Below are 13,020 nucleotides of genomic sequence, written 5' to 3'. Positions count from 1 at the left end.
AGCGTATGAAGAACGACAGGCACCTCGACCGCACAGAATTAGAATAAAACTATAGAGAACTTCAAAGTTCCGTAAGGTATTTGTAGAGAAACGTCAGCCAATCATTCACGCGGCTAAAGCGTGGGTGTATGAATGCTGAATGTTACTACGAGTAGCGGTCAGGAACCGCATTGTCACGAAGCAAACCTGAATACCAAATCGACCTCGGGCATATCGGCATCGTTCCACAGTGAAAGCAGAGATTCTGATGTCTGCTCAGTAATCCAGCATCTTGAGGAAATTCCGAGGGACTTCGACAACTCAAGACTGAAATTCAGCGTCGATCGTCAGTGGGCGGAAGCGTCAGCGAGCATCAATGCAAGCCATTTTGGTGTTAATTTTGTTTACGACTTTGAGAGGATCGGCGATCAACCTTGGGAAAAGTTTGACGAAATAGTCGAGAGTTTGAATTCCGGCACAATCCGATACCCCGGCGGGATCGCTGCCGAAACGTCTCTCAGCTTGCAGGACCCTGATCAGGCCCATTATATAACTTCAGATGGTCAGCGGCAGGAAGTGATGCCGCTAACGGAATTTCTACAGCACTGCAAAGCGGCTGGATGGAAGGCATCGGTTGTCATACCAACAGCAGAGACGTTGACTGAAAACAAGATCGAGGGTCACCGCGATTTTGATGTTGCGGCCGAGAACGACGTCTACAATTTCGTAATGCAGGCACTCGAAGCTGGTGGCCCGCGGGTTATCTCGCGCTTTGAGATTGGAAACGAATACGAGACACATATGTCTGCAGTTGAGTATGGACGAGTAGCAAGCGCCATTGCAGAGATCGCTCAGAGAGCGATCGACGATTATGCTCAACAAAGCGATTCCTTGAGTTGGACCGAGCCCAAGATTGCTATCCAAGTCTGGACAGAATCCGCAAATGAAGGAACGTCGCTCGCGACGCTTTCCGAAAAGAACCAGAAAGTGATGGCGGAGTTTAACGCAAGCGAGGCGGCTGCTGTCGACGCAGTAGTTAGCCACTATTACTATGACGCAGGTAGTCACGACGGGCAAGTGAACGAGCATGCCTACGAAAATATTGACTCGATTATCGGTTGGTCAGTGGATCAAATGAGATTATGGGAAGAGAATCCAAAGTTCAATGACAACTTGGACATCATTTTTTCAGAGTGGAATGTAAACCACAAGAATGTGGATACACACGGACTACAGCAGCTTCCCGTCATGCTCAAGATGTTCGCAACCTTCGTTAGCGAGGGGGTGGATCAACTCGATTTTTGGTCGGCACAGTACAAGCCGGTCAGCCTCGCGGCAAGCGGAGCGCAGCTTACGCCGGCAGGTGAAATGTTCAAGTTCCTTTCTGGCCTCACTCGCGGAACGGTGCTTTCAACGGGGCCTAAGGTAGACAACTGCGAAACTTACGTATTCTCAAGCCCGGATCGCTTCCTTTTCGCTACAAGCTCACTGAGCGAAACGGTGCAGGTCGTGAGGGTGAGTGTCCCCGCTCGAATATCTAGTGATTCCCACGTAATCATCGTGGGTGTGGATGAGGCCACCTCAGACGGAACTTACAATGGAAGGCCTGTTGACGACTACTGGGCAGAAGCAGACGTCGCTGCCGATGTCAGAAAGTTCTCAGCAGCTTCGCTGATTTCCGGCGGCGTTATTGAGGTTACTCTTCAGCCGTATGAGGTGATGTTTCTATACGATGGTTCAGGGGCACCATTACCTCCCAACCAAGAGAACGGCTCAGACCATTTTGGGGCAGAAGGCAGCGAGGCACTTACAGGCGATACGACAGACGAGTTTCTGTTTGGGGGTGCCGGGAATAACATAATCTTCAATGATGGTGGTAGTGATGTCGTACAGGGCGGTCAAGGCGCGGACTACTTTGTGGTAGATCCGGCAACACACTATCTTAGAATTGAAGATTTCGACCCAGGCGTTGACAAGCTCGACTTATCTCAGCTGCTTGAGCGCGCTGAGACTCTAACTGCAATTTCCGAAGGGGGCTACTTCGTAGCCACAGTTTGCGAAAGTAGCGCGGAGGGATTTGGATCACTTACAATTACTGCTGAGAAGAAAAATGACTGTTTGACTCTGGATCTTCGGAACGATGGGGTTGTATTTGCACAGATTGATCTCCCAGAATATCACGCTCAGGACTGGATAGCTGACCTATGGATTTGACTTTATGAGAGATCCTGCTGAACTATTTCAAGGGTGACAGGCAAAGCGCGGCCCGCGCCAAGATGAAAATTTATAGTAGTTTCCGACAAGAATATGCGTGGTCATTAAATGGGTTCGAAATATGTCTTTCGAGTCCCTGGCGACAAGCTAACAAATATTTTTGTCGAAGGATCCTGTTCAGCCTCTCTGCCAGAATAACGTGATTCACGCCATCCCCATTGCGCGAGAAACTTCGGAGCACTTTTCGTAGATGTCATATTCTCTCTTGAGATAAACTCGTAAGTTTGCTTTCGCGTTTTCGGAAAGGATGGCTTCGGTTCCGTGATGCCGAATACCATCCTCGGAGATGACGGCCCTATCCATTTGGCTAAGTGCTAGCGCGTCAATTATGGCTGACCAGTTCGAATCGATAGAATGCGTTTCGCAGCAGAAAATGATATTTCCCGAATTCCACTCGTAATCCACAGCTGCAGGAGAGTGCAGGAAGTACTGCATCCCTAGTTTCAAATGCTGAATGTTGCCCATCGCGAAATCTGCTGCTGACCGGAGACGCTCGTCTTTTGAGTACAAACTCTCCGCGAGATGATTTGGGCTCTCAAAGAACGAAAATGATATGGCTTCTGCCGTTGACCATACAGAGTTATAAATTGGGCGGCCCTGGCGCATTCGGGATAAAAATGCAGATGCGAAGCGGGACTGAGGGTCTCTAAAGAAGAAGCCGATTTTTCTATTCCTGCCATGTGACTTTAGTGTAGATACCAATGTCTCGGAATGATCGCAGAGATGAAGGTGTTTGTCGCGCTCCGCCGCAGTTCTGATCCTTGATTTAAGGTAAGTGCCGCCTGTTTTTCCAATGTGAAGAATGCAGCGAGGGGGGGGCGGCCTATTGACTTGGGGTAGCTTCTCGACGTCGGCCGTTATCGGGATTCTATGGGAGGTAGGGGCGGAATAGAACGCTACTTCCTTCATATTCGCAACGGCCTCTAAGTCTCGTTGATACATTTTATCGAGTTTATCGGTTTCGTCTTGTGTGAAGAAGCTTAACCCGGTCTTCTGGGTTTCCCTTACTGCCTCAAAGTCTTCTCGTTCAATTAGTTGCGCGATAATTTCTTCAATCACCGGAGCTTTGTTGTGAACATCCCGAAACGCAGTACTGGATCGAAGTTCGTCCCATTGGGCAGTTTGAAGTAGTTGTTGCTTGGGGTTGTTGCGCTTCCATTCGAATTCGCGCACTACAATTCTAGCTTGAGGTGCTGCTTGGCGGATGTCTCGGACAACATCGGCCCAACCTCGGTCCGAGTTGGTAATGTTTGAGAAGTCAGCTCTGCTCGGGTTAGCCAGACCCCGTGAAACACAGAAGGTAGCCACGGACCGCCACCAATCGGCAGATCTGCGCATTGTGAAGAAGATCGTCGTCTGATTGGTGATCAGTCGGTCAAGAGTCTCTATGCGTTCCTTTATGTTCGGATATAGCTTCCCGCTGGCTAGACAATTCTCCATTGTGCCGGCTATGTTTTCTTCACTAATAATAAAGCGACCAGAGCCCAAATTTTCATGCCAAGAGCTTGAATGCCTCGTATGAGGAGGTATTAAGACACGAATGTCATTTGTACTGAAATGCTGTTCGTTCTTTTGCAAGTAGTGTTGCATGGAAGTGGTGCCGGTCCGGTGCGCGCCGATGTGCAGGATCCGTTCGTTTTCTTGCATGTCGCCTCCGTTGCGCAACATCTGAACTCATCGCTGTTGATAGAACAAACTTCCCTTTAGGCAGCAAGGCCGATTTTCAGTGAGTAGCTGTTGGCGTTGCGGCAAGATGATGTTGTTGCGACGCAGCTTTTTCGGCGCCATGGGCTTCTGCTCGTGGCCGCCGTCTTCCGTCTGGGCCTGCTGCTTCTAACGATCTTTGCCTCGTTGAAGACGACTGCAGAGATGCTGATGCCTTTTGCATTGCGTGAGCGCTTGTGCCCCAGCAACTATTGAGGCGTTTGCCGATTTTCCGCGTCCGCTGGTCTCGCTGAGCGGGTAGGGCGTCAAGCAGGTTCTTCGGCCCTCAGGTTCTACGACACGATCTATGGCTGTGGTAAATCAGGCGCTCGGTATCCCGTTCTACACATTCTTCATACGCTACTATTTCGCCACCGTGCCCCGCACGACGTGGGAAAAGGCGCTAAACTACGGCTGCGACGTGACTGGGTGTTTCTTTAAGATCCAATAGATGCCGGCGTCAATCTCGGGCATGCCGGCGTCCGCCATCGTGTGGAGTCGCGGCGTCTGGACCGGCTTGCTCCTTGCCCTCGGGCGTTCGCCCGAGGCCTCACCATAAACGCGCGATCGTTCCAGTTCGAGGACGGACCGCTGACGGCGTCGGCCATCGTCTCGTCGCTGCCGATGGTGTTGCTGTTGTTCCAGAAAGCCTTCACTCACGGCCTTTTCGGCGGAAGCTCAAAAAGAGGCGTCAGATCGCTTATCGCGTCGCCCTTCTGGGCAACAGACACGAAGCTATGCTGAGCTGTCCCTTCACCGGCACATCGGTTCAAGTACCTCCGTTAGCGCACCTCAACGCCGATATAGACCGCCGCTGACTCCTCTATGTCAGCCAGCTCCTCGATGACCATGCTTATGTCGAGACCGGTTCGAACCTGCCTGCCAGCGCCGCCACCGAACTCACACACTTGGTGCTCTGCCGTTTTATCGCGGAAAATCTCTCCAGATTCTCGGGCTCTTCCCGCACGCAGCCAGTTCAGAGACCAAAACTGCGCACGATGTGGCCCTCGAATCCTCCGCAAATCTCAAATTGCCTCGCCGTGCGCGAGCGCGGGGGTCGCAAGCGGACGCTCGGGACCCAGGCGCCGATGGCCATTCCGGAGAAGCCGAACCAGCGCTGGAGCTTGGACTCCTTCGCCGAAAATCTCGCATGCTGCCGCATCTGGTGCGTGATTGACGACTTCAGCCTGGAGTGCCTAGCCACGGCGGTCGACACCTTGCTTTCGAGGCACCAAGACTCCGCGAACTGGACTGGATTGCCGAAGAGCAGGGCTACCCTTGTACGGTCTTCAGCGACAACGACACCAAACTGACCTCGAACGCGATGTTGAGCTGACAGGAGGACCGCAAGGTCGACTGGCACTACATCGCTCCCGGCCAGCCGATGCAGACCGGCTTCTTGGAGAGCTTCAACGGGCGCCTACAGGATTAGTGCGTGAACGAGCACCTCTTCCCCATTATTCGCCACGCCCGTGATCTGATCTAGCGCGATGACTAGAACCACCACGGGTGCGACAGGCTTACACCGTTGGAGTATCCAACGGTCGAATGAAGACCAAATGGCGCGCACCAGATCATCCACGGCGCCCATCGATATGCCGTGAATTTAGGCCTATAGGACGACCGCCATCAGCTTCTTCTCGGCGTGCGGCGCGGTTCCAGAAAGCTCGGGAAGTAACTGCCCTTGCGCAGCTTCGCGATGTTCAGGCCGGTAGAGCCCGCGCGGGTATCCCACTGCCTTGGCCGGTAGCTGTTGCGCTGATCCTCCCGGTCCGGGCTGCGCTCGCCACTCGAGACGAAGATCCGCGGAATTGGGCCGGGACAGCGCCTGTCGGCGAGAGAGACACACACTGCGCCGCTCGTGGCCGAGTTCGGCGAATAGTTGCAGCTCCAGCGGAGCCGGGTCTCTGCAAAGTTCCGCCTCGGAGAGAAACTCACCTACATCCACACCGGCAGCGGGACGGGTTGAAGACCTTCCTTCAGGACGGCCGCGTAGAGATCTACTCCCATGCAGTGGAGAATCTTATAAGTCCGATCGCCCTGACCCGGAAGAACGAACTCTTCGCCGGGCACGATGAAGGTGGCCGCACCTGGGGCGGCATCGCCTCGCTCGTTGCCACCGAGATGATCAACGGTATCGAACATCGGTGGGGCGTAAACGCAGCCTACACAAAGCAGGGTGTACAGGGCCGGCGCCAATAGCGCCGGGTACAACTGGCAACGGACAGGACCACGCCTGACATCCGGGCGCTGAAGTTTAGGCTCAGCAGCGACGGGACAGCGCCGTCCTGCCAGACTTGCTGGGCCAGATACCCGAAGACAAGGAGATCGGCACGGTGACCGCAGATGGCGCCTACGACCCGGGCTCCGCCCATACGGAGCCGAAACAGGCCACTGGTCTCTATTCAAGACAAACGTCACCCCGGCGCTGTCACCCCACCATCATCGACCGCAAAGCCGCTCCGATCACCCCGCTCTGCAAGAAGGGGCCGCCGTGGAAAGAGGATACCCCAGCCGCGATCACGAAAAACTACGTTCTGCTCGGCCCGGCACTATGGCAGGGCGTTCTGGAAGCGCTGGAGCGGATACTACGCCCGAAGCCGGATAGAGGCGAAGATGCAATGCCTCCACATCCGCATCGGTCTCATCAACCGCTTCTCAGCCCTCGGCATCGCCGAGAACGTTCCCGTGGCACGATGACAGTGGGTAGAGGATAAGCCGGTCAGCGAGCACATTGTTCAACGAGGCCCTTGACGGAACCATCTCGATAGGTTCTGTGCGGAGCGCGGCGGGCAACAGACAAGCCAAGCATTCGGTAGCGAAATTTTGCGTAGAGCAGACGAATAAGAGTCATTTGTGGCTCAAGAGATCTCAAAATCAGGCACAACTCCTCTCGGCGTGGTGGCTCGACGATCAGGATGGAGGGATGTGGCGTACCTCGCGAGGGTCGTAAGTTTTAAATTTTGCCAGAGAGAGGCAGATGAGATCCATGCCGAGGCGACTAGATCACAAAATATTCTGACTCGAATGAAAAAAAGGATTTGGCGACCGTGAGCTTGGTGATTAATGGCCGTTTTCTGATGCAGCATGTTACTGGCGTGCAGCGAGTTGCTCGCGAACTCTTGGCTGAGTTCGATCAGCTCGCCGCAGCTGGTTCAATTCCAGTTCCGCGGCTGTTGGTGCCGGGCAAAGGGGAAATGGTTCTACCGCCGGACCTTTCTGTGATTGAGATCGAACGCCGCGGTGTTTTGGGCGGCCACGCGTGGGAACAACTCGAGCTACCTCGACTTGTCGGGACACGAACACTGCTCTGCCTCGGCAATACGGCGCCGATAATTCAGCTCCATCTGCCTCGCCGGCCGGTAGTCGTTATGGTCCACGACCTTTCATACAAGTATTTTCCCAACGCATATAGCTGGAAGTTCAAGCGCCTTTACGGAGCTTTGACGCCGGCAATACTTCGGCGCGCTGACAGGGTGGTGACAGTCTCGCAAGCCGAACGAGCGATGATCAGCGAGCATTACCCCGATCTGAAGGACAATCCGCGGTTCTGCTACCTCCAGAACGGCGGCGTTTCAGACGGGGTTGCTCGAGCCGCCGGCGTTGCAGATTGTGCGCCTCAGGAAGTACGTACCTACGGCCTATATGTGGGCTCGTTGACCCATAGAAAGAACGCCGCTGGTATCTTGCGGACCGCTGCGGCCTTCTTGGAGCGCTATTCAGAAATGCGATTCGTCATCGCTGGCGCCACCGCAGCCAGTTTCGAAGGGGTCAATCTAGAGTTTTCGCAAGGGTTAGCGGATCGAATCGACTTCCTAGGTCAGGTCGATGATGCCTCGCGGATTCAAGAGCTATACCGTTCGGCCCGATTCTTATTGTTTCCGTCATTCTACGAAGCTTCGCCGCTGCCTCCGATTGAGGCGATGACCTTCGGCTGCCCAGTTGTTGCATCGGAGATTCCCTCGCTGGTGGAGCGTTGCGGCGACGCCGCGCTTTATTGCGACCCGTACGATCCAGCCTCAATCTTAACGGCGGTCAGTTGCTTGATGGAAGATTCTCTGACTTGGGATCTCCTGTCGCGTAAAGCCCGGGACCGCGCCGCGACCTTCAGCTGGGCGAATCAGGCCCGAGGAGTTGTTGCGCTTTGCGAGGATGCGAAATGACCCTTCCGCGCCTACGTCTGTTGCACGAGACCAATCCCGCGAAATACTTTCCAGCGCTTTACAAGCTGGCTGCGGACGATCAAGTTACGCTAACCGGTGCGCACCGCTATAGCGTCCTCAAGGAATGGTTGCGTGCTTGGAGGCGCGAAAGGGTGCCCTTCGGTGCAAGAAGCCGAAACGCTTTGGCGGATTTCCGCTTCCGCCTCTCTCAGTGTTCGGTCCGCGACGAAACAGTGGTATTGGGTTTCGCTCCTTGGGATTGGCGAATACTCTTTTATCGAGGCCTCACGAGGCACAATCATGTCCTATACCACACCTCTTGGCACGACTGGCGGGCCGAGAAGACTCCCCGACAGCCGCGTTTGGCCGTGGTTCGGACAGCTCTCCAGAATGTTTGGCTGCGTTTTCTAACCGATCCGAAAGTTCATACAATAGCGGTCACTCCTGCGGTTGCCGAAAGCCTGTGGCGGGAATGGAAGATTGCTGCAACCATCATACCACATGCTGTGCCGGAGCTATTTTTCGAGGCCGGGGCCTCTCGACCTTCCAAGACGAATCGTGGGCTTCGTCTCCTCCATGTTGGGGAAGTGTCGGAAAAGAAAGGGATTGGAACCCTCCTCAATATGATGCCCGAGCTCGCGGCGCGGGGAGTCACGCTGAGCGTGATCGGAGACGGGCCGCTGGCCCCAGCAGTCCAAGCGGCGGGACCGACAGTGACGTTCCACGGCCCAATCTGGGATCGATCCCACCTCGCTCGAACGATGGCCGAGCACGACGTACTAGTACTCCTCTCGCGGCGCACTAAGGGGTGGGAGGAGCTTTTCGGGATTGTTCTCGTGGAGGCGTTGGCCGCAGGCTTGGCGGTGATCGCGAGCGACCATGTCGGGCCGTCAGAAGTCTTAGCGCAGGTAGGCAACGCCGGTCTTTTTGATGAGGACGATACTGACGGGATCCGCCGCCGCATTGAAGCACTGTCGGAGAACCCGGCGGCGGCCGCGGCTTTGCACGCAGTGCAGGCGCCGGCCGCCGCCTCTTATAAAATCGGCGCCGTCTCGCAGGCCTGGATGCAGCAAATCTTGCACGAAAACTCGCAACTATATAGCCGCGGAACATCGGCTCAACCGAATTGAACCGGCACTCGCGCGCTCGGAGTCGAGATGGATCCACGCCGCCTGACCTGCCACGGGTTTCCTCCACCATTGATTCGGGGCCGGCCCACCCTGAGGATGGACGACGATGCGAACGAGGTTCACGGTGACCTGCCGAAATGGAACGGCTGTAGCGGGCGCAGCTGAAGAAAATTGGCGTACCCTGATTCGGAGCTAGAAAATCTAATGCGGAACTGTCAATCGACGCCACTGTCTCCGAATGCCGCTGCCAGCGCTCGGGCCAATCGAAGAAGGGAACAAGGGTGAGCACATCACCAGATCGAAAAGTCGCTGTGGTCCACGACTGGCTGCCCACCATCGGCGGTGCCGAACGGGTCGTCATGGAATTAATTAGTGCGTTTCCAAACAGCGAACTTTATACTCTGTTCGACTTTCTGACCGACGAGGAGCGCCGAATGGTTACCGGGGGGCGCCCGGTCCACGTCAGCGGCCTTAACAAGCTGCCCGGCGTGGCAAAGTATTACCGTTATCTGCTGCTGCAGTGTAGCCGGGCGATCGAAAATTTCGACGTTATGGCCTATGACGCGGTGATCAGTTCTTCGGCTGCGCTGGCCAAGGGCGTCCTGACCGCGCCGGGACAGCCCCATATCGCCTATGTTCACAGCCCGGCGCGCTATGCGTGGGACCTAACGCACGACTACATCAACAGTCTGAGCAATCAGCTCTCGCGGCATCTAGCCCAAAGGATGATGCACAAGTTCCGCATCTGGGATATGCGGACGGTTGCACAGGTGGATCAGTTCGTCGCGAACTCCAATTTTATCCGAGACCGGATCTGGAAGGCATACCGCAGAGAGGCTGAGGTGATCTATCCGCCCGTGGATATCAGCGCCTTTGTGCCCGGCGAAGGGCCGCGCGAGGAGTATTATTTTACTGCGTCGCGCATGGTTCCCTACAAACGGATCGAGATGATCGCCGCCGCCTTCCGCGAACGGCCCAAGCTACGGCTGATGATTGCCGGTGACGGCCCCGAGATGGCCCGAGTGAGGGCCGCCGCCGGGCCGAACGTGACGCTACTGGGCCACGTCACCTTTGAGGCGCTGCGCAGCCACATGCAGAAGGCCCGCGCCTTCGTCTTTGCCGCGCGCGAGGATTTCGGCATCGTCCCGGTCGAGGCGCAGGCGGCGGGCTGCCCGGTTATCGCCCTCGGCTCGGGCGGTACGGCGGAGACGATCCGCGATCTGTCGATGGACCGCCCCACCGGCGCGTGGTTTGAGACGCAGACGGTCGAAAGCCTGCTTTCTGCGATAGACAAGCTTGAGGCTAATTATGAGGTGGTGACACCCGAGAACTGCCGCGACAACGCCCTGCGGTTCAGCGCAGAGCGATTCCGCAGCGAGATCCGCGACTGCGTCGCGCGGGTATCGGGGTAAAGCACGTGACGGTCGTGACTTTTTCCTGTGCCCACCGCAGCACGGTACGGGCCGCTTCTCTTTGCGGCGGAGCCACGCCATGACGATCCGTGCCCAGACCCGCGCGCAGTCTGAGGACTTTTCGGTACTGCTGGCGCTGATCGGTGCCGCCGTTCAGCTTGCTACGGCGATCCTGTCGGTGACGCTGCAGACCCAGGACAGGGTCGACACCCTGATCAACCTGTTGTTGCTGGGCACGGCGCTGTTCCTGCTGTCTTCCGCCACGAGTCGCCAGAAAGCCGGTATCGATTTTCTGATCTCGTTTTTCTTTTTGTTTTTCCTCGCGTTTCCCGGCTACATGCAAATTTCGCTGGGCATCTTCCCTTGGGGCGCGCAGTTGCCCTTGGGTCATCTTTCGCTGGGGATCGGCTTGATCGCCTTGTCCCAGCTATCATATGCGATGGGTCAGACCTATGCGCAGTCGAAGCCGCCGCCGCGGGTCGACGATTCCCGCCTGACAGTCTTGGACGTAAGCTTCTACGTCAAATGGTCCTGGGGCCTTGCGCTGTTTGCCATTATCTGCGCCGGACTTGCCGGGCCCGACAGCCTGCTTACCGCGCGTCAGGAGCGGGGCGAAGGCGGGTTCGAGGGGCTGACGCAGCAGTTCCTGTTCATATCCCGCGCGGTCAGCGTCCTTGCGATGGTCATGATGATCTATCTTGCGCGATTCTGCCCGTTCGCGGGGCTTAGAAGACAATGCCGTATTGCCCTGGTCCTCTATATACCAATCTTCTTCGTGATCCACTTCCCCCCAGCGCTGTCCCGCTTTGCTCTTTTCGGCGCGATGATCGCGATTTCCTGCCCGTTCCTGAACTACAAGAACCGCGTGTTTAAGGTGATGATGATTGTTTTGTCGATCCTGTTCCTGCTGTTCGTCTATCCGGTTGCGAAAATCCTTGCCGACGGTACGTTCTCTGTGGCCGAGGTCGTCGAGTCGGTGCGAAGCGTCAATGTCCTCGGCTCGCTAGTGCGGGCCGATTTCGATGCGTTCATGCAAATCGTGTCGACCGTAGAATACCTTGAAGAGGGGCATGGCGGCATCCGGTGGGGCTACAACTTTTTTGGCGTTCTGCTGTTCTTTGTGCCCCGCGGCATCTGGCCAGGCAAACCGCGCGACACCGGGTCGTTGGTCTCGGAAAGCCTCGGCTACTGGTACAATAATGTCTCGAGCCCGCTGCCGGCTGAATCGCTCATGGCGTTCGGACTGATCGGGCCGGTGATCGTTTTCGCCCTACTGGGGTATTTCGTCCTGCGGATCGAGCGTGCCGCCGGGTCGCCGGGATCGGCAGGTTCAAGCCTGTCGCAGTTCGTTCTCTACGCGATCACCATGGGGTTCATAGTGATCATCATGCGCGGGGCGCTGAACGCCGTCGCCCCCGCCTTCGCCAGCGGCTTTCTGGCGTTCGCCCTGATGATGTTCGTACGCCGCAACAATTTCGTATGGACGTCGTCGTGATCCATAGCATTCTCCTTCTTCATAGGCCCCCTGCCGAGAGGCCGGAGCGCCATTTTCATTTGAAGACAGCCTGATGTCGCATGCATTCAAGACTATAGTTCGACCTGCCTACGACCGGATTCGAAAGACTTGGGAACGCGTGATGCTGATGTCCAAGGGACTTAATCCCATCGTCCTGCAAGGCATTCAGCGGTCGGGGACCAACTTTCTGTCCGAAGTCCTGATGGCCGGAAATTACCGCGTTCTCAATCAGGTTGACCCGCCCCGCGACGACCCCCGCCACAAGCATTTCCGATGGTTCGCCGACAAAGACCTGATCGCGATGGACTACCGCTATTGCAACAGCGTCACTGCCACCACGATCGGCGAGGTCAATGCCACGGCCGGGTGGCCCGAGGGAACGCGGCATCTGGTGCTGTTTCGCGATCCCGAGGACTGGCTTCACGCGATTTTCCGGTGGGGCGTGGACAACGAGTGGTTCGCCTCGGAGGCTGAGTTCATCGAAACCGGAAAACATCGGGCGTTCATGGCCGAATGGCATGCCTTCTATGGCCATTGGCATCGGCTTGCAGCGGCGGATCCCGATCACGTTCTGATCTTGCGGTATCAGGACCTTAAGACCGAACCGGCCGAGGTGCTCGCCCGCGTCGACCGCTTTGCCGGGGTCGCGCGGCAGACCCCAATCGATCCCGCCGTCTCGATCCGCAAGGTGCGCCATTCCAAGCCGCTGGACGCACCCCGGCAAAATCTGACTTCGGCACAAAGCCTCGAGGCGGCGGCGATGGAGGGCGCATTCGACTGGCGCCGCTGTCTGTCGGCGAGATGACGTGTTCTCGGGCGCGGATCGCGCCTGCGGCCCAGCA

Annotated in this window: 7 protein-coding genes and 4 pseudogenes; 9 read left to right on the top strand and 2 right to left on the bottom strand. The window is 56.4% G+C overall.

The genetic code is table 11. The annotated features are described in order from the left end of the window. Nucleotides 1-132 precede the first annotated feature (132 nt). Nucleotides 133-2,193 (top strand): calcium-binding protein, encoded by a 2,061-nt coding sequence (locus GY170_RS09785; protein ID WP_163892782.1) that lies wholly within the window; start codon nucleotides 133-135, stop codon nucleotides 2,191-2,193. A 204-nt stretch (nucleotides 2,194-2,397) separates the two neighbouring features. On the opposite strand, the gene GY170_RS09780 is transcribed toward GY170_RS09785, so the two are convergent. Continuing rightward, nucleotides 2,398-3,900, bottom strand: a complete 1,503-nt coding sequence (locus GY170_RS09780) for a hypothetical protein (RefSeq protein WP_163892780.1) — start codon at nucleotides 3,898-3,900, stop codon at nucleotides 2,398-2,400. Nucleotides 3,901-4,991: 1,091 nt separating this feature from the next. On the opposite strand from GY170_RS09780, the pseudogene GY170_RS18505 reads away from it, so the two are divergent. Next, a pseudogene (locus GY170_RS18505) lies at nucleotides 4,992-5,561 on the top strand (integrase core domain-containing protein); the annotation flags it as partial. 11 nt (nucleotides 5,562-5,572) lie between these two features. Here GY170_RS18505 and GY170_RS09770 read toward each other — a convergent pair. Then, nucleotides 5,573-5,745: pseudogene (locus GY170_RS09770) on the bottom strand (transposase); the annotation flags it as partial. A 1-nt stretch (nucleotide 5,746) separates the two neighbouring features. Here GY170_RS09770 and GY170_RS18745 point away from each other — a divergent pair. From GY170_RS18745 to GY170_RS09740, 7 genes and pseudogenes are all read left to right on the top strand, one after another. Further along, nucleotides 5,747-6,099: pseudogene (locus tag GY170_RS18745) on the top strand (IS66 family transposase); the annotation flags it as partial. 30 nt (nucleotides 6,100-6,129) lie between these two features. Next, nucleotides 6,130-6,657, top strand: a pseudogene (locus tag GY170_RS18495) (transposase); the annotation flags it as partial. A 350-nt stretch (nucleotides 6,658-7,007) separates the two neighbouring features. Continuing rightward, nucleotides 7,008-8,120: a glycosyltransferase family 4 protein gene (locus GY170_RS09760; protein ID WP_163892775.1), complete on the top strand. Its 1,113-nt coding sequence runs from the start codon at nucleotides 7,008-7,010 to the stop codon at nucleotides 8,118-8,120. Further along, nucleotides 8,117-9,250, top strand: a complete 1,134-nt coding sequence (locus GY170_RS09755; protein ID WP_163892773.1) for a glycosyltransferase family 4 protein — start codon at nucleotides 8,117-8,119, stop codon at nucleotides 9,248-9,250. Before GY170_RS09760 ends, GY170_RS09755 begins: the two co-directional genes overlap by 4 nt. Before the next feature lie 311 nt (nucleotides 9,251-9,561). Next, entirely contained in the window at nucleotides 9,562-10,662 is a 1,101-nt protein-coding gene (locus GY170_RS09750) for a glycosyltransferase (RefSeq protein WP_235937829.1), read from the top strand. 79 nt (nucleotides 10,663-10,741) lie between these two features. Next, nucleotides 10,742-12,157 (top strand): O-antigen polymerase, encoded by a 1,416-nt coding sequence (locus GY170_RS09745; RefSeq protein ID WP_163892770.1) that lies wholly within the window; start codon nucleotides 10,742-10,744, stop codon nucleotides 12,155-12,157. Between the two features lie 142 nt (nucleotides 12,158-12,299). After that, nucleotides 12,300-12,983 carry a sulfotransferase domain-containing protein gene (locus GY170_RS09740; RefSeq protein ID WP_163892768.1) on the top strand — a complete coding sequence of 228 codons (684 nt, stop codon included), beginning with the start codon at nucleotides 12,300-12,302 and terminating at the stop codon, nucleotides 12,981-12,983. Nucleotides 12,984-13,020: the final 37 nt, after the last annotated feature.

The organism is Pseudoroseicyclus tamaricis (genome assembly GCF_012070395.1).
GTDB classification, from domain to species: Bacteria; Pseudomonadota; Alphaproteobacteria; order Rhodobacterales; family Rhodobacteraceae; genus Pseudoroseicyclus_A; species Pseudoroseicyclus_A tamaricis.
This window is presented reverse-complemented; position numbering and strand designations above follow the sequence as displayed.